This is a genomic window from Pseudochrobactrum albidum, from assembly GCF_051851455.1.
Taxonomy (GTDB): Bacteria; Pseudomonadota; Alphaproteobacteria; order Rhizobiales; family Rhizobiaceae; genus Pseudochrobactrum.
On sequence record NZ_JBPVTR010000011.1, the window covers coordinates 1 to 20,300 of the forward strand.

The 20,300-nt window shown below is 50.6% G+C and carries 15 protein-coding genes, 1 tRNA gene, 1 pseudogene and 1 riboswitch; of the genes and pseudogenes, 4 read left to right on the forward strand and 13 right to left on the reverse strand.

What is annotated here, in order from left to right; genetic code table 11:
- Nucleotides 1-62 precede the first annotated feature (62 nt).
- Together ACSTTO_RS00615 and ACSTTO_RS00620 are read left to right on the forward strand one after the other, a co-directional pair.
- A tRNA-Met gene (locus tag ACSTTO_RS00615) sits at nucleotides 63-139 on the forward strand.
- A gap of 562 nt (nucleotides 140-701) precedes the next feature.
- Nucleotides 702-1,057 (forward strand): annotated as a pseudogene (locus ACSTTO_RS00620) (transposase); the annotation flags it as partial.
- Nucleotides 1,058-1,149: 92 nt separating this feature from the next.
- Here ACSTTO_RS00620 and ACSTTO_RS00625 read toward each other — a convergent pair.
- From ACSTTO_RS00625 to ACSTTO_RS00660, 8 genes are all read right to left on the reverse strand, one after another.
- Entirely contained in the window at nucleotides 1,150-2,592 is a 1,443-nt protein-coding gene (locus ACSTTO_RS00625; protein WP_439271170.1) for an aq_1923 C-terminal domain, read from the reverse strand.
- A 151-nt stretch (nucleotides 2,593-2,743) separates the two neighbouring features.
- The gene (locus ACSTTO_RS00630; RefSeq protein ID WP_439271171.1) at nucleotides 2,744-4,348 is read right to left on the reverse strand and encodes an ABC transporter ATP-binding protein; all 1,605 of its coding nucleotides are present in this window, start codon (nucleotides 4,346-4,348) and stop codon (nucleotides 2,744-2,746) included.
- Nucleotide 4,349: 1 nt separating this feature from the next.
- Entirely contained in the window at nucleotides 4,350-5,501 is a 1,152-nt protein-coding gene (locus ACSTTO_RS00635) for an ABC transporter permease (protein ID WP_439271172.1), read from the reverse strand.
- Entirely contained in the window at nucleotides 5,494-6,417 is a 924-nt protein-coding gene (locus ACSTTO_RS00640; RefSeq protein WP_439271173.1) for an ABC transporter permease subunit, read from the reverse strand. Before ACSTTO_RS00640 ends, ACSTTO_RS00635 begins: the two co-directional genes overlap by 8 nt.
- 115 nt (nucleotides 6,418-6,532) lie before the next feature.
- Complete coding sequence (locus tag ACSTTO_RS00645) at nucleotides 6,533-8,113, reverse strand: peptide ABC transporter substrate-binding protein (RefSeq protein ID WP_439271174.1); 1,581 nt, start codon at nucleotides 8,111-8,113, stop codon at nucleotides 6,533-6,535.
- A gap of 477 nt (nucleotides 8,114-8,590) precedes the next feature.
- Nucleotides 8,591-9,739 (reverse strand): CaiB/BaiF CoA transferase family protein, encoded by a 1,149-nt coding sequence (locus ACSTTO_RS00650; protein WP_439271175.1) that lies wholly within the window; start codon nucleotides 9,737-9,739, stop codon nucleotides 8,591-8,593.
- Between the two features lie 100 nt (nucleotides 9,740-9,839).
- Nucleotides 9,840-11,018 (reverse strand): acyl-CoA dehydrogenase, encoded by a 1,179-nt coding sequence (locus ACSTTO_RS00655; protein WP_439271183.1) that lies wholly within the window; start codon nucleotides 11,016-11,018, stop codon nucleotides 9,840-9,842.
- 197 nt (nucleotides 11,019-11,215) lie between these two features.
- Nucleotides 11,216-12,094 carry a LysR family transcriptional regulator gene (locus ACSTTO_RS00660; protein WP_439271176.1) on the reverse strand — a complete coding sequence of 293 codons (879 nt, stop codon included), beginning with the start codon at nucleotides 12,092-12,094 and terminating at the stop codon, nucleotides 11,216-11,218.
- Nucleotides 12,095-12,199: 105 nt separating this feature from the next.
- Here ACSTTO_RS00660 and ACSTTO_RS00665 point away from each other — a divergent pair, with 105 nt between their 5' ends.
- Both ACSTTO_RS00665 and ACSTTO_RS00670 read left to right on the forward strand, forming a co-directional pair.
- Nucleotides 12,200-12,604: a CidA/LrgA family protein gene (locus tag ACSTTO_RS00665; protein ID WP_439271177.1), complete on the forward strand. Its 405-nt coding sequence runs from the start codon at nucleotides 12,200-12,202 to the stop codon at nucleotides 12,602-12,604.
- 9 nt (nucleotides 12,605-12,613) lie between these two features.
- Entirely contained in the window at nucleotides 12,614-13,327 is a 714-nt protein-coding gene (locus ACSTTO_RS00670; protein WP_439271178.1) for an LrgB family protein, read from the forward strand.
- A 36-nt stretch (nucleotides 13,328-13,363) separates the two neighbouring features.
- Here ACSTTO_RS00670 and ACSTTO_RS00675 read toward each other — a convergent pair whose 3' ends face one another.
- The 5 genes from ACSTTO_RS00675 to ACSTTO_RS00695 form a co-directional block, all read right to left on the reverse strand.
- A complete protein-coding gene (locus ACSTTO_RS00675) occupies nucleotides 13,364-14,761 on the reverse strand; it encodes an amino acid permease (RefSeq protein WP_439271179.1) in 1,398 nt (465 codons plus the stop codon).
- 334 nt (nucleotides 14,762-15,095) lie between these two features.
- Complete coding sequence (gene gcvP, locus ACSTTO_RS00680) at nucleotides 15,096-17,912, reverse strand: aminomethyl-transferring glycine dehydrogenase (RefSeq protein ID WP_439271180.1); 2,817 nt, start codon at nucleotides 17,910-17,912, stop codon at nucleotides 15,096-15,098.
- A 3-nt stretch (nucleotides 17,913-17,915) separates the two neighbouring features.
- Nucleotides 17,916-18,284: a glycine cleavage system protein GcvH gene (gene gcvH / locus ACSTTO_RS00685; RefSeq protein ID WP_439271181.1), complete on the reverse strand. Its 369-nt coding sequence runs from the start codon at nucleotides 18,282-18,284 to the stop codon at nucleotides 17,916-17,918.
- A 4-nt stretch (nucleotides 18,285-18,288) separates the two neighbouring features.
- Nucleotides 18,289-19,404 carry a glycine cleavage system aminomethyltransferase GcvT gene (gene gcvT, locus ACSTTO_RS00690; RefSeq protein WP_439271182.1) on the reverse strand — a complete coding sequence of 372 codons (1,116 nt, stop codon included), beginning with the start codon at nucleotides 19,402-19,404 and terminating at the stop codon, nucleotides 18,289-18,291.
- 149 nt (nucleotides 19,405-19,553) lie between these two features.
- Nucleotides 19,554-19,639, reverse strand: a riboswitch (glycine riboswitch).
- 535 nt (nucleotides 19,640-20,174) lie between these two features.
- The coding region (locus ACSTTO_RS00695) for a transposase (RefSeq protein ID WP_439271086.1) at nucleotides 20,175-20,300 on the reverse strand (126 nt) is incomplete at its 5' end.

Consider the following 20,300-nt stretch of genomic DNA (forward strand, 5'->3'; position numbering starts at 1 on the left):
CCTCACCTCATCAGGCTACGCCTGACTTCGCTCCCGGGCTGTCAAGCTCGTAACACTTTTATCGCGGGGTGGAGCAGCTCGGTAGCTCGTCAGGCTCATAACCTGAAGGCCGCAGGTTCAAATCCTGCCCCCGCAACCAAAAAACATCAACAAATACAATATAATAAACACAAGCCCCTGCCGAAAGACAGGGGCTTTTTTGTATGGCAGGGGCACTTCAGGGGCACCAAATATCAACACCAGACAACGAGTCTCAATAACAAATAAGCACGTTTGGCCTGAAAGACCGACACCAGACCTAGCCATTATGTCGCAGCCGTTGTGACGGCGTAGCTGACTCTTGGCTGACTGATGGCGCCTTCTATGGCGCTAGGTTTCCTTTTGTTGGGTACATGGGCAGCAAAACTTGAAAAGGGAAAAAACGCTCTTGCCGTATACACAAGCGGTCAGAGCAATATACCGCTCGGTAGGCGTCTCCTCTTTCCAAAGCAAATAATAAAAATGGTTTGTCGGATCGAAGCGGTGCGGGCAGAATAGCGACCGTGAGTTTCAGCTTATTCCCAGCCGCACCTGTTCCACTAAATGATTTTATATATGAATATATAATAGCGGTGTCCGACATCATCGCTCACGAGACCAAATAGGATTATTTGAGAAGAGAGATTTTTCGGTTCATCATAGCTCAATCAAAGGAAATAAAGATGACACAGAAAACCGTTTCGCAAAGGTCTGCTGCAGATAAGACGATCAAGGACATACGGCGCGCAACGGGCAAGCATTATTCGGCAGAGGATAAAATCCGCAGTGTTCTGGACGGTCTTCGCGGCGAAGACAGCAATGCTGCACTGTGCCGCCGCGCAGGGATCGCCGAGAGCCTATAGCTGATCGAAGGAATTTCTCGAAGCAGGCAAGAAACGCCTTGCTGGCGATACTAGCCGTTCGGCGACCAGTGATGAGGTTAAGCCACTGCGTTTTGAAAGCCGTGACCTGAAGGAGGCATTGGCCGGCGTCACGTTGGAAAACCGCCTGCGCAAAAAAACATGATCGGGGATGGGGCGACGACGAATGGGATATCCCACCGCTATCAACCCACAAACAGAAATAAAAAACCTCTGGGGCGAACTCAAAACTGGATAAAACTTGGAGGCATCAATTGGCTTCAACAATTACATTCAGAGCAGACCACAGCTTTTTTGGCTCAGCCATGCCCACCGCTGCAAGAATAGCAAAGCTGACCGGTTGTTCGGGCTGAATTTTGATAGTAATCGATTGCGGGTGATCCAGAAATTCTCCGACAGCCTTTGCCGCCTGTTGCACAAGGGGTTCATTGTCAAAATACAGGACGCCGGCTTGCAATTGCGCCTTTATCTCATCCACCAGTTCCGCGCGCGTTTTTGATTGTTTTTGCGCCTGATAATTAATCAGCTTATCGGCAAAGGACGCATCATCATAGCGCATCTCCATATTTGTGATGGAGAGCTGCTGTATAATGCCCAATGCAGCGACCTGCATGGAGGTGCTTTCAGCGCCATCTTTCAAAATATTGGCATAGAGATCCGCTACGGCCTTGATAAATTTCATGTCGTAACCGCCCATATGCAGCTTGTAATTATAGCTGCCGATATTCTGACCATTTATGGTCATATGATCAATAATATATTGCCCGCTATAGGGTGACCAGCTGCCCTGACTATCTGCAGACAGGTGGATTTTACCAAGCCCGAGTGCCCGCACGGCATCCATGTCAATATCGTCATCAACATCTGCGGCGATCGCTTCTATTGCATCTTCACCTGCATCATTTTGTGCAATTTTGGTATCATCAGCGGTTGTGCCATCGATATCTGCCTGATCCTGCTCAGTCTTTTCAGCCTCTGCAATAGAGGTGGCAGATTCGGCAGCTTCTTGCTCTTTGCGTTTTTTGCTGATCTTGTCGGCTTCTTCCAGATCAATATCGAGTGCTTTAAAACCCCAGGTGAATTTGCTGGCTTTTTCTTTGCTGTAAGGCTCTTTGGTTATATAAAACCCGTTAAGAGAAAAAACCGCTGTGCCGCCTGCGGCAACAGATAATGTATCAAGCCGGAAACCTTCAAGATATTCCATGCGGCCGAGCAGATCAGATTGCGGATCTTTTGGCAGCTTCAGCTTTTCAATCCGCGCACCAGCAGTGGTGATAACGGATTTTTCTTCAACGATTTTGTTATCGTCAAAGATAACGTTTTCAATTACATAGGCGCCGCCGGCATTCTCTGTAATACCTTCAAGCCGGACATTACCAAGATTGAGGACAGATTCCGTATTATCATCGCCGTCTGTAATATCAGTGTCGTTGCTCTCGTTATCCTTCTCATCAATAAGGAGTTTTGCCTTAACATCATGCAGCAACATATTGCTGCCGTCAGTCTCAGCCCTGGAAAAGGTCAGCTCAACCATCTGCTCTTTGAGATAAGCCTGCAGACGTTGTGTTACATCATCGCCGGTCCATGCCTGTGCGCCGACCACCCAGAATGGCGCAATTATCGCGGCAAGTGTCAGGGTTTTTAAAACTTGGGATGTTTTGCAAACCGGAAAGCGAAATGTTTGAGAGAGCATAACAGACCTTGGAGAAGTAATGCCACAATATGCAGCGGTAATATTTTGCGCAAAGCTCTATAATAATTTTTTGTAATTCCAAAGCATAAAATTACAGTGCGATTTGCCGCCCTGCCCGGTTGTTTGCAGCAACCGGGCAGGGCGGATAAAATCAGGAGCCAAAGCGCCTTTCACTCATAGAAGCCTGCATGAGTGCTTTGGTATAATCTTCACGCGGGGCATCAAAAATCTGCTCTGTTTGCCCTTCTTCCACGACTTTTCCGGTTTTCATCACCAGAATATAATCAGAAAGCGCGCGCACAACGGCCAGATCATGGCTGATAAACAAATAAGACAGGCCATATTTTTCCTGCAGGTCACGCAGCAATGTTACAACCTGTTTTTGTACCGAGCGGTCAAGTGCACTGGTTGGTTCATCCAGCACAATGACTTTGGGTTTAAGAATCATGGTGCGGGCGATGGCAATGCGCTGACGCTGCCCGCCTGAAAATTCATGCGGATAACGGTTGCGCATGGATGGCTCAAGGCCGACCTCCTTCAAGGCCTCGCCGGCACGCTGATCACGCTCTTTAGCCGAGAGTTGCGGCTCATGGATCAGCAGACCTTCAGTGATAATCCGCCCCACGGTCATACGCGGGCTGAGTGAGCCGAACGGATCCTGAAACACCAGTTGTAATTCGCGCCGCATTGCGCGCATTTCCTGTGCATTTGTTGGCAGTTCCCTGCCAAGATAGGCAATACGGCCATCAGACTTTAAAAGCCGTAAAACAGCGCGCCCGAGTGTGGATTTTCCTGATCCGGATTCTCCCACAATACCAATGGTTTGCCCCTGTCGCAGTTTTAAGGATATGCCATCCACCGCCCGCAATACATTTTGCGGTTTGAGCCAGCCTTTGGCCAGATTGAAAGTGACGGAAACATTATCAGCCTCAATCAGCACAGGGGCTGTTTTTGGTGGCGGGGCCTTGCTGCCTTCCGGCTCGGCATCGAGCAGCATTTTCGTATAATCATGCTTTGGAGCATTGAAAATCTGCGCTGTGGAGCCATTTTCCACCACTTCACCGGCACGCATAACGCAGACCTGATCAGCAAATCGCTTCACAATCCCCAGATCATGGGTAATGAAGATAATAGCCATACCAAGGCGTTTTTGCAGATCAGCCAGAAGCTCCAGTATCTGCGCCTGAATGGTAACATCCAGCGCCGTTGTCGGCTCATCGGCAATCAGGATATCGGGATCATTGGCCAGTGCCATGGCAATCATCACGCGCTGGCGCTGCCCGCCGGATAATTCATAAGGATAGCTGTCAATCCGTCGCTCCGGCTCGGGTATGCCCACCAGCTTCAGCAATTCCAGAATGCGCGGACGTGCCTGTGCCTTGCTCATACCACGATGAAAACGCAAAGGCTCGGCCAGTTGGTCGCCGATTTTATAGAGCGGATCAAGCGAGGTCATCGGCTCCTGAAAAATCATGGTGATTTTGGCGCCGCGGATCTTGTTCAGCTCCTTGTCGGACATGCTGATAAGATCCTGTCCGCGATAGAGCGCCTGACCGGTTGCCGTGCCGTTTTGTGAAAGCAGCCCCATAAGCGCCATGGTCGTCTGGCTTTTTCCGGAGCCGGATTCGCCAACAATGGCAAGGGTTTCACCGGTTTTAACATCAAGATCAATGCCGCGCACGGCATGAACCGGCCCGTCATTGGTTGTAAAAGTTACACGCAGATCGCGTACAGACAAGACTGTTTCTGCTGTCATCTTAACGATCCTTCGGATCAAGGCTGTCACGCAGGCCATCGCCCAGGAAGTTCAGCGCAAAGAGAATGAGTGTCAGGGTGATCGCAGGGAAAATCAGCTGCCATGAAGCGCCGCGCATATTTTGCGCGCCTTCAGAGATCAAAAGTCCGAGCGAGGTCATCGGATCCTGAACACCAAGACCAAGGAACGACAGAAGACTTTCAAGCAAAATGGCTTTTGGCACCAGAAGGGTGACAAAAACAATCACCGGCCCCAATGCATTGGGGATAATATGGCGGGTGATGATGCCGCGCCGTGTTGCGCCGAGTGCTTCTGCCGCCTGCACAAATTCCTGCCGTTTGAGGCTGAGGGTCTGACCGCGCACAATACGTGCCATATCCAGCCATTCTGTTGCGCCAATGGCAATGAAAATGATGATGATTGACCGGCCGAAAAACACCAGCATCAAAATCACAAAGAATATAAACGGCAGGGAATAGAGAATATCGACAATACGCATCATGATATTGTCAACACGACCGCCGAGATAACCGGATATTGCACCATAGCCAACGCCAAGCACCAGAGCCATGACGGAAGCAAGCAGGCCGATAGCCAGCGAAATACGCACACCGATAAAGGTGCGGGTCATCATATCGCGGCCAAGATTATCCGTGCCGAAGAAAAAATAATTGCGTGTGACATCCAGAGAGAGCCTGCCGCTTAATTTATCAGGGGAGAGCTCGATTGCAGGATTGCTGAACAGGTCGGAACGATCAAAATAGCGCAATACCCGCTCATCCAGCTCGCGGCCGGTGCTTGATGTCACATCAATGGTCAGTTTGGAGCCGGAAAGTTCCGGTTCACCGCCTTTGAGGCGCGCACGCGCCATTTCCCGCTCAAGACCCGGAATAATTGTATCAGCACGCGGATAGGCCTCAAGGCTTGGCGCTACGCGCACAAATTGCGGGTAGATTTTTTCATAAGGATGCGGGCTGATCATTGGCCCGAAAATGCCGACGAGGGAAAGGATAACCAGCACAATGGCACTGGCTACCGCCGCGCGATTGCGGCGGAGCCTTATCCATGCATCCTGCCAGAGTGAGCGGCCAGCAACATTATTGTTGTTTTCCGGCGCGCCATGGGATGGCAAATTAGCGGAAATATCAGTCATAGCGCACCCGCGGATCAAGATAGGCGTAAATCAGATCAACCAGCAGATTGAACAGCACGACAAAGACAGAAATGACCACAACCGTGCCCATCACCAGCGTATAATCGCGCCCGAGCGCGCCTTGAACAAAATAACGTCCGATGCCCGGAATGCCAAAAATAGTCTCCACAACCACAGATCCGGTGAGAAGAGCTGCAGCGGTTGGACCGAGATAGGAGACGGCGGGCAAAAGCGCTGCACGCAATGCATGAACGCCGACAACAATACGGGCAGGCAGACCATAAGCGCGCGCTGTGCGCACATGATTGGCACGCAGTGCCTCAATGGTTGAGCCGCGTACAAGACGGGCAATCACGGCCACCTGCGGCAAGGCCAGCGTGGTGATGGGCAGAATCCAGTAGCTTATATCAGCTGAAGACCAGCCACCCGCCGGAACAAGGCCGAGAATAACGCCAAAGAACAGACTAAGCAGCGGAGCAACAACAAAATTTGGTGTGGTGATGCCAAAAGTCGCCAAAGCAACAATTGTATAATCAAGCCAGGAATTTTGGCGTAAAGCGGCCAGTGCCCCGAGAATTGTGCCAAGGACGGCTGCCAGCGTTAATGCGAGGGAGCCGAGCAAAATGGAAACCGGCAGACCGGAGGCAAACAGATCATTGACCGTAAAATCACGGCGGGCAAAGCTCGGACCCAGATCACCATGCAGCAAATTGCCCAGATAGATCAGATATTGCCGCCATAAAGGCGCATCCATATTATAGGCTTTTTTGAGGTTTTCGAGGATCAGCGGATCAATCGGGCGCTCCAGATCAAACGGGCCGCCAGGCACCAGCCGGATCATGAAAAAGGTCAGCGTGATGATGATAAATATCGTCGGGATCGCGCTGGCCAGCCGCCGCAGCGTATAGCTCAACATATGATTTTCCTGACTGCAGTCCTGTAAAAAAGCGGACTGTCAAATGGTTAAAAATAGATTGGTTACCCTGCAGGCTGTACGGACAGAGCCACAACCTGCAGGGCATAAAAAATTTTTACTGTTTTAAGGACAGCCAGCGGGTTTTATGCACATCCAGCAGGTTGTCATGCCAGCCTTCAACCTGCTTGGAGACCAGAGCCCGTGAGGAATAATACATCACAGGAATAACCGCGGTTTCTTTCAGCATCAATCGTTCCGCATCGGCCAGAATATTGGCGCGTTCTTTCAGATCCGTGGTGATGGCAGCCTTGGCCATCAGCGCATCATAATCTTTATTTTTCCACTTGGAATAGTTGAAGCTGACATTGCTTTCTGTCAGGAACAGGAAGTTCTGCGGGTCATTATAATCGCCAATCCAGCCGGCGCGGGCAATATCAAACGGCCCGTCTTCCCGCAGGAAGTTGAAATAGGTAGCCCCTTCCGTTTCATTCAGCGTGGCTTTGATGCCGATATTGCCCAACATATCGGCAATTGCTGCCATAGTGTTCTTGTTGTTTTCGGAGGTGTTGTAGAGGAGCTCAACAGACAGGGTATTGGGCTCAACGCCTGCCTCTTTCAGCAAGGCCTTGGCCTTATCTTCACGCTCCAGCATATCTTCTCCGGCATAATCTGCCTTCACCCCGCCTTCAACATAATTGGCAATGCCCGGAGGAACCATGGAATAGCCTGGTATCATTGTACCCTGCCATACCTGATCTGCGATAAATTCACGATCCAGCGCCATGGAGATGGCCTCACGAACGCGCGGATCTTTCAGCTTGCTGTCTGCGGTCTTGCCTTTGACCGGTAAATAATAAGAGCCGAGATAAGGCGCTAAACGGAACTCCTCGGCAAGGTTTTTCTTCACATAGCCAAGCTGTTCTGCCGGTACATCGGAGCAGATATGCACTTCCTTGGCCTCAAAACGGCGCATGCAGGTGGCGCGGTCTTCAAACGGAATCCAGTTGACTACGTCAATCTTCACATTATCCGCATCATAATAATACGGATTTTTCTTCATGACGATTTTGTCATTAGGGGTGAAGCTGACCAGCTGATAGGCGCCATTGGTTACCATTTTGCCGGGTGTGGTGAATTTGTCGCCGTTTTCCTCAACACTTTTCTTGTTCATTGGCAGACCGGTCTGGTGGGTCAGCAATTCAAGAAAATAAGGTGTCGGGGTGTGGAGCGTAATTTTCAGGGTTGCATCGTCAACAGCTTCAACGCCAAGTTCTTCCAGCGGTTTTTTGCCGCTTACCACATCTTCAGAGTTTTTGATTGCAAACAATATGCTGGCATAACCGGCAGCCGTTTTGGGGTCCATAATGCGGCGGAATGTGAACAGGAAGTCTCCCGCGGTTACTTTATCGCCGTTTGACCATTTCCCGTCATCGCGAAGATGGAATGTATAAGTTAATCCGTCTTCGGATATGTCCCATGATTTAGCTGCACCTGGTATGGCTTTTCCATCCGCATCTTGTATGACAAGGCCATCATATAGATCCCGCAGCACATTACCTTCCGCAACAGTCGATGTGCGGTGATGATCCAGCGTTGCCGGATCGGTATCATTACCGCGATTGAGAACAACTTCTGCAAAAGCAGTGCCGCCAAGGGCAAGTGCGCAGACACCTGCGAGTAAAATCTGACGATACATAGAACCCTCCCTGTTTAAAGTCCGGATCTGAATTCTAGTATAATTTTTTAACGCAGAGTCAAACATCTTATTTGCCAGTTGATGGCCATCATTCTCCGTCAGGAAAATTATTATTATGTAAAATCGAAAGATTGTATTATTAAAAATAATATTGCGATTTCTTTATAATTTTATTACAAAGAACAAAGGAAAAACATATTATAAAAACATATATTATTCAAAGGATTATATGGATAAAGCCGTAAAAAGAGTTTTAGTAAAATTTAATCCATGAAAAATATGATATTTTTTCAGGTCTGCTGCGTGGAAGCCGGCTGAAATGAAGAGCTTTAACAGTAAAATCACCGAAAATTTATCGCATTATGATTCATCTTTGCCCCGATAGCCTGATTATTTAAGAAAAAAGGCTGCCTGAAGCAGCCTTAAGAGCAATTTCCAGAATGGTTTTGATTGAAAAACAGGATGACCGCAGCGGCGTTAAATCTTGGTTTTATCCAGTTCTGCCAGAATCTCAGCCGTATGTTCGCCCAGACGCGGGGAGCGGCGGTTGGTTTTCAGTTTGGCATTGGAAAATTTCAGCGGTGTACGCAAGCCCGGCACGCCCTGATTATCCACCCGCATTTGGCGTGCAATAAATTGGGGATCGCTGAACACATCGGCAATCGTGTTGATAGGGCCTGCAGGCACTGCAAGTTTTTCCAGTGCTGCCAGAAGATCATCGCGCAACCAGTTGCGGGTTTTTGCTTCCAGCATTGCAGTGAGCGCATCGCGGTTTTGTACACGTGCCGCATTGGTGCGGAATTGCTCATCATTTGCAAGTTCTGCCAATCCCAGAAGTTCCGCCAGCTTGGCAAATTGTCCGTCATTACCGCAGGCAATGATAAAATAGCCATCCTTGACCGGTAAGGTTTGATAGGGGGAAATATTGGGATGCGCATTACCAAGGCGTTTTGGCGCTATGCCGGAGGCAAGAAAATTCATCGCCTGATTGGCAAGAACGCCGGTCATACAATCAAACAGCGACATATCAATATGCTGGCCAAGACCGGTTGCCTGACGATGCAGAAGCGCCGACTGGATACCAATCACGCCATAAAGGCCGGTAATAATATCTACCAGTGCCACGCCGATTTTCTGTGGTTCACCTTTCGGATCACCGGTAATATCCATAATACCGCTCATGCCCTGTATCATGAAATCATATCCGGCACGCGCTGCATAAGGCCCGTCATGGCCAAAGCCGGTAACCGAGCAATAGATCAGACGCGGATTGATTTTTTTCAGTGATTCATAATCAAGCCCGAATTTGGCCAGACCGCCAAGCTTGAAATTCTCAACCACCACATCGGCGCTCTCAATCAGTCTGAGTACTGTCTGGCGGTCACTTTCTTTTCGAAAATCGCAGGTGATTGAACGTTTGCCGCGGTTGCAGGCATGATAATAAGCAGCAGATTGCTCTGCGCCGTCATCAATATAGGGCGGCCCCCATTTGCGGGTATCATCACCTTCAGGGCTTTCTATCTTGATAACATCCGCACCGAGATCGGCCAGTGTCTGGCCGATCCACGGCCCTGCAAGAATACGTGCCAGTTCAACGACTTTTATGCCTTCCAGCGGCGCCTGCATCAGATTTGCTCCGGTATAAAAAACCCGTTTTCATCATTTGCGCCGGATTTAAGAACGGAAAAACCGCACCGGCGCAAGTTGAGAAAACGGGTTATAGTTTTTAGAAAAATGCCTGAAGGCCGGTCTGCGCACGGCCGAGGATCAGCGCATGCACATCATGGGTGCCTTCATAAGTGTTGACTGTTTCCAGATTTTGCGCATGGCGCATCACATGATATTCAATCTGGATGCCGTTGCCGCCATGCATATCACGTGCCTGACGGGCAATATCTAGTGCCTTGCCGCAATTGTTACGCTTCATCAGCGAGATCATTTCCGGTGCAAATTTATGCTCATCCATCAGGCGGCCAACACGCAATGAGCCTTGCAGGCCAAGCGTGATCTCTGTCTGCATATCCGCCAGTTTTTTCTGGAACAGCTGGGTCTGTGCCAATGGGCGGTTAAACTGTTTGCGATCCAGGCCATATTGGCGTGCACGGTGCCAGCAATCTTCCGCCGCACCAAGAACCCCCCAGGAAATGCCGTAACGGGCGCGGTTAAGGCAGCCAAACGGACCTTTAAGGCCGGATACTTTTGGCAGCAATGCGTCTTCACCGACTTCCACACCATCCATCACAATTTCACCGGTAACAGATGCGCGCAAGGAAAGCTTGCCGCCGATTTTTGGCGCGCTTAAACCTTTCATGCCTTTTTCAAGGATGAAGCCGCGAATTTGATTGTCATGTGCTGCGGATTTTGCCCAGACCACAAAAACATCGGCGATCGGGGAATTAGAAATCCACATTTTCGAGCCATAGAGCTTATAACCATTTGCGGTCTTTTCCGCGCGGGTTTTCATGCCTGCAGGGTCAGAACCGGCATCCGGCTCGGTAAGGCCAAAACAGCCGATCAATTCGCCGGAAACAAGACCAGGCAGATATTTGTCTTTCTGTTCTTCTGAACCATAAGTAAAGATCGGGAAAATAACGAGCGAGGACTGCACACTCATCATTGAACGGTAGCCGGAATCAACACGTTCAATCTCACGGGCAATCAAACCATAGGAAACATAATTGGCTTCCGCTGCGCCATATTTTTCCGGCAGGGTTACGCCGAGGAGACCGGCCTGCCCCATCAGACGGAACAGTTCCGGTTGCACAGCCTCTTCCAGATAGGCTTCTTCAATGCGCGGCAGCAATTCACTTTTAGCAAAAGCTGCAGCAGAATCACGGATCATGCGTTCATCATCAGTCAGCTGATCTTCAATCAGGAACGGGTCGCTCCATGAAAACCGGGTCATATCATTCACTTTTATATCTCCTGATAAATTTGCCTTATTGTCAAACGATTGGGCGCAGACTGCAAACCCTTATTTGCACTTTGGTTATGAATTATACGCATGAACTTGGTTTCTAACTGGGAAGGGCACCTTATTTTCAGGAGGATTTTTTATATGTATCGGCCTTATTTTGCCGAAAAAATCCAGTTCCTGCCTGTTTATTGCTGAAAGCCGGCTGCAAGTTCAAGCCATGCGCGTGCCGCATGAGGTAGATATGCACCCCGCCTCCAGACCCAGGCCATATCCCAGGAAAGCGCAGGTTCACTGATGGTGATATGGCACACACCGGGGCGCACGCGCTGCTCGGCAATCAGCCGCGGCAGAAAGCCGATACCAAGTCCGGCATGTACCAGCTCGATAATGAAATTGATCTGGCTGGAACGCGCGGCAACCATCGGGGAAAACCCTTGTATGCGGCAGGCATTGAGAATAATCGGGTTCAGGGCAAAAGCCGCATCAAACAGGATAAAGGGTAAATCCTGCAATTGCTTCAGGGCGATAGCAGATTGGCCGGTAAGGGGGTGCGAGGCAGGCAGCAGCACATCAATTGGCTCTTTCCGTACATTCTGCCAGTCAAATTCTTCCGGGGCAGGCAGCAGGGATGCGCCAAGATCAACCTCGCCATTGCGCACCATATCTTCCAGTTTTTTGGAGCCATGCTCGACAAGCTGAATATCAATGCCGGGATAGCGGCGGCGATATATGGCAAACAGTGGTGCAAATAGCGTATCGCTGCCAATGGGCGGCAAGCCAAGCCGTAATATGCCTTTTGTCAGCCCCTGCAATTCAGCCAGCTCGGTTTTGAGATCATCCTGCTCTGCCAAAATCCGCAGGGCACGCTGAAAAACCACTTCACCGGCATCGGTCATGACGGATTTATGGCCGCTCCTGTCAAGCAAGGTCAGGCCAAGCTCATCTTCTAATTGACGCACAGCCTTGCTCACTGCGGATTGAGTGAGAAAGACGGTTTTGGCAGCCTGCGTAAAGCCGCCTTGCCGGACAACCTCGGTAAAAATCCGTAATGTGCGCAATTCCATAATTATTCCTATTACGACTTAATTCTATTCAATCAATTCATTTTTATCATGAATGAAGGTAACATATAAAGGGACAACTGAATCCATTTAAAAGAGTGTTATAAAATGTCTCCAGCTCATATGTCGGGAGGAGTCCGTCATTGGGTGCAAAATAGCCGGATCGGCCAGATCGCCCTGATCGCCGGTTTCTGGGTTTTGGGGGAGGGGATTGTTCGCGCCACACATATACCGGTTCCCGGCAGTGTCATCGGCTTGTTTTTATTATTTGTACTTTTGCTGACCGGTGGCATGAACCTGCTTACCGTGCGCCGTGGTGCGCAATGGTATCTGGCAGAAATGCTTCTGTTTTTCATCCCTGCAGTTCTGGCAGTGCTGGATCACCGTGAATTTTTGGGGCTTTTAGGGCTTAAAATTCTCACCGTTATTCTGGTTGGTACATTTATTGTCATGATTTCCACCGCTCTGGCGGTAGAGGCAGGCATGTGGCTGAGCCGTTATTTTAAGAAGTGAGGCTGTTTTATGAGTGTTTTCACTTCGCATTTAATGGCAACCGGCTGGATGACTTTGATCTGGTCGGCAGCAACGATCGGTTTTTATCTTTTGGCAAAAAAACTCTATCGCCGCTGGCCGCGCATCTGGTTTTCACCATTAATTGCCGCACCGCTATTGCTGATTGTTGCTGTTCTTATCTTTCGTACCAGCTATGCAGAATATAATAATTCAACGCATTGGCTGGTGATGCTGCTTGGCCCTGCAACGGTTGCTTTTGCCGTACCGATATATGAGCAGCGCGCTGTCATCCGGCAATATTGGCTGGTTTTGATGTTTGGCGTTCTGGTTGGCAGCACTGCGGCCATTGTTTCAGCCTGGGGGATGGCAAGCCTGCTCAGCCTTGACGGCAGCCTGCGCCTTAGCCTGTTGCCGCGCTCGGTTACATCGCCTTTTGCTATGGCTGTTTCTGAGGATATCGGCGGCGTGCCCAACCTGACCGCGCTTTTTGTGGTGGTTACCGGTGTGATTGGCGCAGCCCTGGGTGATACGCTTTTGCGTTTTTTGCCTTTAAAATCCGGCCTTGCCCGCGGCGCCTTGTTTGGCATGGGCGCCCATGGTGCAGGCGTGGCAAAGGCACAGCAGATCGGCGCACAGGAAGGAACAATTGCCGGGCTGGTGATGGTGCTGGTCGGGCTGGTTAATGTTTTTTCCGCGCCATTGATCCGCTGGGTGTTGTTGTAAAAAAAGGCCACTCATATGAGTGGCCTTTGCAATCATTTATATATTCTTTTTTCGCATAAAGAAATAAATTACACCGAGCAGCACAAACCAGAAAGGTGTAACCAGCAGAGCCTGTGCCGTATCCTCTTTTTGCAGCAAAGCCCAGAGGACAAAGGCAAAAAATGCGAAAACCATTACCACAGCAGCATAACCGCCGGGCATTTTGAAGTTTGATTTTGCATGAAGATCAGGGCGCTTACGGCGATATTGCACATAAGAAGCCAGAATGATCGACCAGACAAAGATAAACAAAAGCGCCGAAATCGTGGTCACAATGGTGAAGGCCTCGATAATGCTTTGCCCTGCATAAAGCAGCACAACGCCTGCCAGAAGGAATGTGCAGGAAAAAAACAGCGCATTAACCGGCACTTTGCGGTGGTTAAGCTTGCCCAGCACTTCTGGCGCCAATGCATGGCTGGCCAGACCAAACACCATGCGTGACGTGGAATAAATGCCGGAATTAGCACTGGAAGTTGCAGAAGTGAGCACAACAAAATTGACCACATGGGCGGCAATACCAAGCCCTGCCAGCGAGAACATGGTGACAAACGGGCTGTTAGCCGGATCAACCTGATTCCATGGCATTACAGTCATGATTACAAAGAGCGAGCCAAGATAGAACAGAACGATACGCACCGGAATTGAATTGATTGCCTTTGGCAGATTGCGTTCCGGATTTTCTGTTTCTGCGGCTGCGGTGCCAACAAGCTCAATACCGACAAAGGCAAAAACCGCGATCTGGAAACCGGCCACAAAACCAAAGAAACCGTTAGGGAAAAAACCACCCTGATCCCACAAATGTGTGACAGAGGCGGCAGTGCCATTGGGCGATACATAGCCCGATGACAGCATAACAACGCCGGTTATGATAAGTGAGACAATGGCGATGATCTTGATCAGCGCAAACCAGAATTCAATCTCTCCGAAATTGCGCACATTTGGCAGATTGAGTGTGACCAGTATAACAATCAGCCCGAGTGCCGGAATCCATAAGGCCAGTTCCGGAAACCAGAATGACATATAGCCGGCCACAGCCACAACATCGGCAATGCCGGTTACAATCCAGCACAGCCAATAGGTCCAGCCGGTAAAAAATTGTGCCCATGGCCCCAGATAGTCACCGGCGAAATCTGCGAAAGAGCGGTACTCAAGATTGGATAATAACAGCTCGCCTAATGCGCGCATGACAAAAAACAGCATAAAGCCGATAATCGCATAAACCAGCAGGATCGATGGACCGGCAAGGGAGATTGTTTTGCCGGAACCCATGAACAGGCCGGTGCCGATTGCACCGCCAATGGCAATCAGCTGCAGGTGACGGTTTTTAAGATTACGGGCGAGATGCGGTTCGTCTTGAAGGTTTTGCGGGTGGGAGTGCCCGGATGCAGTCGTCATTCAGTATGCCTCACAATTCATCTGCCAGAATATTTCCCCTCCGTATAAGTCCAAGAAAATATTCTGTTTTTGATTTCTGCATGTTTGCCTGACAAATCGGCCTTCCGGCGTGATTCCTTTTTTCAGACAAGCATTGTGAGCGATTACTCCCCTGAGCCGCATGATGAAAGAAAAATTGCATCACGTTAGACTATTGTCGCATAATTTTTTGTTTTCCAAAAAAACAGGGGCTGCATTTTCCGGCGCAACCCCTGTTTTTAAAATCAGATTATGCAAAGGCACAATGCCTTTTGCCGGTGCCGCCGCTTCTGAAACAAAGCGGCGGCATAATTTTTTAATCCGTATAGGCATCCATCGGCGGGCAGGAGCAGATCAGGTTACGATCACCGCCCACATTATCAATGCGCGATACCGGAGCCCAGTATTTGGAAGCCGGATCAATGGTTTTGGCAGGGAAGGCGGCTTCTTTGCGGCTATAGGGATGGTTCCACTCATCTGCCATGGTATCGGCTACAGTATGGGGGGCATTGGCCAGCGGATTATCATCCTGCGGCCATTCCCCGGCAGCCACTTTGGCAGCTTCCTGCGCGATTGAGATCAGCGCATCGCACAGGCGATCCACTTCAGCTTTCGGCTCGGATTCTGTTGGCTCCACCATCAATGTTCCGGCAACCGGCCAGGACATGGTTGGCGCATGAAAACCATAGTCGATCAGGCGTTTGGCAACATCGTCAACGGTAATGCCGGCTGTGTCTTTCAACACGCGGGTGTCAACAATACATTCATGCGCAACACGATCATTGGCACCGGTATAAAGGATCGGATAATGACCTTTAAGCCGCTCGGCAATGTAGTTGGCGTTTAGAATGGCTGTTTCCGTTGCGCGTTTTAAACCCGCACCACCCATCATACGGATATACATCCATGTGATAACCAGAATTGAGGCGCTGCCAAAAGGGGCTGCGGCAACCGCATGGTTGCTGCCTGCATTGACATGCCCCGGCAGGAAAGGGGCAAGATGGCTGCGAACACCGATCGGGCCGATGCCCGGGCCGCCGCCGCCATGAGGAATACAGAAGGTCTTGTGCAGGTTCATATGGCAAACATCTGCGCCGATATCAGCAGGGCGTGCCAGCCCGACAAGCGCGTTGAGATTTGCGCCGTCAAAATACACCTGACCGCCATTATCGTGAATAATGGTGCAGATATCCCGAATGGTCTCTTCAAACACGCCATGGGTGGATGGATAGGTAATCATTAATGCGGCCAGCGTGTCACGATATTGCTCGGCCTTGGCTTTGAGATCGGCCACATCAATATCACCATCGTCGAGGCATTTTACAACAACCACTTTCATGCCTGCCATCTGGGCGCTGGCCGGATTGGTGCCATGTGCGGAAGAAGGGATAAGGCAGATATTGCGATTATTATCGCCATTGTTACGGTGATAGCGGCGGATTGCCAGAAGGCCGGCATATTCACCCTGACTGCCGGCATTAGGCTGCAGGGATACGGCATCAAAACCGGTCACTTCGCAAAGCCAGCTTTCCAGATTATCTGTCAGGATTTTATAGCCTTCCAGATGTGTGCTTGGCGCAAAAGGATGCAGAGCACTGACAACCGGCCATGAAACCGGCATCATTTCTGCCGCCGCATTGAGCTTCATGGTGCAGGAGCCGAGCGGGATCATCGCACGGTCAAGCGCCAGATCCTTATCGGCAAGCTTGCGCAGAAAGCGCATCATCTCTGTTTCCGAGCGGTAGCTGTGAAACACAGATTGGGTCATGAAATGCTCATCACGCGGTGCATCAGGCAACAGGCGGGCTGCCTTTTCAGCAGGCTGTGCGCCAAACACTGCAACCAGAGCCAGATAATCCTCTTCGGTTGAGGTCTCATCAAAGGCAACAGAAACTGTATCCGCATCAATCACGCGGATCAGACGGCCGCCTTCAAGCGCCTTATCTGCATAGGCCTGAGCCTTGCCGGCAACAGTTACAGTCACGGTGTCAAACAGCCTGCCACCGGATGTATCGCCGGCCAGTGCAAAGCCTGCCGCTTTTAAAGAAGCTGCAAAACGGGCAGCGACAGCATGAATGGCATCAGCAATTTTTGCCAGACCTTGCGGGCCGTGCCAGATAGCATAGGCCGCGGCCATATTGGCAAGCAATGCCTGAGCGGTACAGATATTGGATGTTGCCTTGTCACGGCGAATATGCTGCTCGCGCGTTTGCAATGCCAGACGATAGGCCGGCCGGCCATGGGCATCGAGCGACTGGCCAACAATACGCCCCGGAATGATACGGGTGAGGTTTTCCTTCACGCTGAGATAGGCAGCATGAGGGCCGCCATTACCCATTGGCACGCCGTAACGCTGCATGGAGCCAACCGCAATATCAGCGCCCCATGAGGCCGGAGGCTGGGTGATGGTGAGCGCCAGAGGATCGGCAACAGCCACAACCAGAGCGCCGGTCTGCTTGGCATTGGCGATGATACGGCTGAAATCACCATAGACACCGCGTGTATCCGGCCAGGGAATGAATACGGCAGCGGTTGTGGTATCCACTTCGCCGCCGACTTCAATAATCATGCCATGCGGTTCTGCACGGGTGTTCAGTACATCGAGCGTCTGCGGATGCAATTCGCCGGCGATGACCATTTTCGGGCGTTTTTCGCGGTGATGGCGATAAGCAATACCGGCAGCCTCGGCAACAGCGGTTGCCTCATCCAGCAGAGATGCACAGGCAACCGGCAGGCCGGTCAGTTCTGTTACCAATGTCTGGAAATTGAACAATAATTCAAGGCGCCCCTGGCTGATCTCGGCCTGATAGGGCGTATAGGCTGTGTACCATGCCGGATTTTCAAACAGGTTGCGCTGGATAACCGGCGGCACATGCGTGCCGTGATAGCCCGCACCGTAAAAGCTTTTGGCTATGACGTTGCGACCCATAATCTCGGATAATTCCTGCAATGCCGCAGCCTCATCAAGCGGGGCAGGCAGGTTGAGCGCGCGCTCAAGACGGATAGACTGGGGAACAGCCTGGGCGATAAGGGCATCCAGAGAAGGCAGGCCAAGCGCCGAGAGCATCTGCTGCTGTTCGTCAGCGCGCGGACCGATATGGCGCTCTACAAAGGGAAGGGATGATGCAGCCATTTTTTAGCCAACCAATGCCTGATAACCGGCTGCATCCAGCAAGCCTTCAAGCTGGCTTTCATCAGCAATTTTCATCTTCCACAGCCAGCCTTCACCCTCAGCGGCGCTGTTGACAAGTGCGGGGTTGCCGTTCAGTTCTTCATTAATCTCAATGATTTCGCCATTGATCGGGGCATAAACATCAGAGGCAGCCTTGACGGATTCAACCACAACCGTTGCCTCGCCCTTTTCAACAACACGCTCTACTTCCGGCAATTCCACGAAAACGAGGTCGCCAAGCTGTTCCTGGGCATGGTTGGTGATGCCGACGGTTGCAATGCCGCCTTCAACGCTGAGCCATTCATGATCTTCGGTAAAAAAGACTTTAGGCATGCGATTATCCTTTGTGATAGCGAGGTTGGGTAAATGGAAGTGTGTGAACGTGCACAGGCACCTTATTGCCGCGGACTTCCGCAAAAAGACGAGTACCGGGTTCTCTCAGATCGGCTCTGACATAGCCCATAGCAACAGGAAAACCGGCTGAAGGGCCAAAGCCGCCGGAGGTGATTTCACCAATCTCGCTGCCTACCTCATCAAACAATTTGGTGCCGGCACGAACCGGCTGGCGGCCTTCCGGCTTAATGCCGACGCGGCGTTTTTCAGTGCCCTTGGCAATCAGCTCCAGAATTTTGGCAGCGGCAGGGAAGGCGGCCGTCTCACGCACGGCCTTGGTAATGGCCCAGGTGAGCCCCGCAGAGACCGGATCAATGGTCTCTGTAATATCCTGACCATGCAGGCAAAGGCCGGCTTCAAGGCGCAGGGAGTCGCGGGCGGCAAGGCCGATCCATGCAACACGGGCATCACCAAGCAGCAATCTGGCCAGCGCCTGAGCATCATCAAGCGGCACGGCAATTTCAAAACCATCTTCGCCGGTATAGCCGGAGCGGGTCACAAACCAGCCCTGTTTTGGCTCAAAACCATGCATGAATTTCAGGTTTTCAACATTGAAGCCAAGATCGGTTGCAAGGCTTGTCATCACATCAGCGGCCTGCGGCCCCTGCAGGGCAAGTAATACACGTTCAAGCGGGGTGACCGTGCAGTCAAGACCGGATGCACCCTTGCTGAAATGCGCAATATCGGTATCCGCATTGCCGGCATTGGCAACCACCATAAAGCGCTCCTGCCCGAGACGGGTAACAATCAGATCATCAATAATGCCGGCATTATCATTGAGCAGGAATGTGTATTTTGACTGGCCTTCATTCAGTTTGGTGACATCGGCCGGGCACAGTTTTGCAAATAAAGCCGCCGCATCATGGCCTGAAATTTCGATCAGCTTCATATGCGAAATATCAAACAAACCGGCCTGTTCGCGCGTGTGCTGATGTTCTTTCATCACACCAAGCGGATATGTCAAAGGCATGTTCCAGCCGGCAAAACCGCCAAAACGGGCACCGGATGCAATATGCAGTTCTTCCAACGGAAGCTTTTTTAAAGAAGATGTATCGCCCATTATTTACTCCAGAGACACACGTCTGCCTTCCGCAAAGGCGGAAAACCATGAATGTGCCCCTCTGTCGGAAGCCTGAGAGACTCGTAAACCATGAGCCGGCTTACTTACACCTTCGGCGCGGAGTTTCCTCCGACTTTCCAGAGTTGCCTTGTCCCTCTGCGGTTCTTGGTACCTGAGAGATTTCGGGCGATTTCCCCTTCGGTGGCCGTAACCGGCTCTCTCCCGCAGACAAACAGGAATCAGGATATTATCCTCTCCTCGACATGGATGCCTTTTATCGCAGCAAACCTGCGAAGTCATCTGTAATTATCATATTATCTGGTATTTTGCAGCGATGGAATGTCGCGATTTGACGGACAGGAGGCATAATAGCGTTAATTGGCATTATGTTTTAGCACCTGATAATCGACACCTGTTTACAGGACAGCAGATGTAAAGTAGAGTTCCATAATATTGATTATGTAATTTTATTGTGTATGAAGGGTGGGTTCTGGTTTGAAGTGCGACTTGTAAAGGATCACAATGGGTGGCGGGTTCTGGTTTAAGCTTACAAATAAATTTCGCTTTTTTTCCGCAATTGTTTCCCTTTCATAGAGCGGGACTGATCAGCTTGTTGGGGCTGCGCGCAATCAGCCTCCTGCCATATTGCAATAATGGCCGCTCAACAAATATATAAACAAGGCAGCCGCAAATAATGGTTAAAACAAATACAAGACAGTACACAGCCTGCGGCGTGAGCGGAAAATATTGTGATAATTTAAGCTCAGGACTCATTGATTTAGCCAGAAGATGACGGTTGCAGCGATGCAGATGGCGGAGAAGAAGGTGTGCGCGCATCGGTCGTAGCGAGTATGGATGCGTCGCCAGTCTTTGAGTTTTCCGAACATATTCTCAAT

Bases quoted from the DNA above. Each gene is read 5' to 3' on its own strand.
- gcvP (WP_439271180.1), bottom strand. From the start codon at position 17,912: ATGGCTGCATCATCCCTTCCCTTTGTAGAGCGCCATATCGGTCCGCGC.
- ACSTTO_RS00655 (WP_439271183.1), bottom strand. From the start codon at position 11,018: ATGACCCGGTTTTCATGGAGCGACCCGTTCCTGATTGAAGATCAGCTG.
- ACSTTO_RS00645 (WP_439271174.1), bottom strand. From the start codon at position 8,113: ATGTATCGTCAGATTTTACTCGCAGGTGTCTGCGCACTTGCCCTTGGC.
- ACSTTO_RS00675 (WP_439271179.1), bottom strand. From the start codon at position 14,761: ATGACGACTGCATCCGGGCACTCCCACCCGCAAAACCTTCAAGACGAA.
- ACSTTO_RS00640 (WP_439271173.1), bottom strand. From the start codon at position 6,417: ATGTTGAGCTATACGCTGCGGCGGCTGGCCAGCGCGATCCCGACGATA.
- gcvH (WP_439271181.1), bottom strand. From the start codon at position 18,284: ATGCCTAAAGTCTTTTTTACCGAAGATCATGAATGGCTCAGCGTTGAA.
- ACSTTO_RS00660 (WP_439271176.1), bottom strand. From the start codon at position 12,094: ATGGAATTGCGCACATTACGGATTTTTACCGAGGTTGTCCGGCAAGGC.
- ACSTTO_RS00670 (WP_439271178.1), top strand. From the start codon at position 12,614: ATGAGTGTTTTCACTTCGCATTTAATGGCAACCGGCTGGATGACTTTG.
- ACSTTO_RS00650 (WP_439271175.1), bottom strand. From the start codon at position 9,739: ATGCAGGCGCCGCTGGAAGGCATAAAAGTCGTTGAACTGGCACGTATT.
- ACSTTO_RS00635 (WP_439271172.1), bottom strand. From the start codon at position 5,501: ATGACTGATATTTCCGCTAATTTGCCATCCCATGGCGCGCCGGAAAAC.
- ACSTTO_RS00665 (WP_439271177.1), top strand. From the start codon at position 12,200: ATGTCTCCAGCTCATATGTCGGGAGGAGTCCGTCATTGGGTGCAAAAT.
- ACSTTO_RS00625 (WP_439271170.1), bottom strand. From the start codon at position 2,592: ATGCTCTCTCAAACATTTCGCTTTCCGGTTTGCAAAACATCCCAAGTT.
- gcvT (WP_439271182.1), bottom strand. From the start codon at position 19,404: ATGGGCGATACATCTTCTTTAAAAAAGCTTCCGTTGGAAGAACTGCAT.
- ACSTTO_RS00630 (WP_439271171.1), bottom strand. From the start codon at position 4,348: ATGACAGCAGAAACAGTCTTGTCTGTACGCGATCTGCGTGTAACTTTT.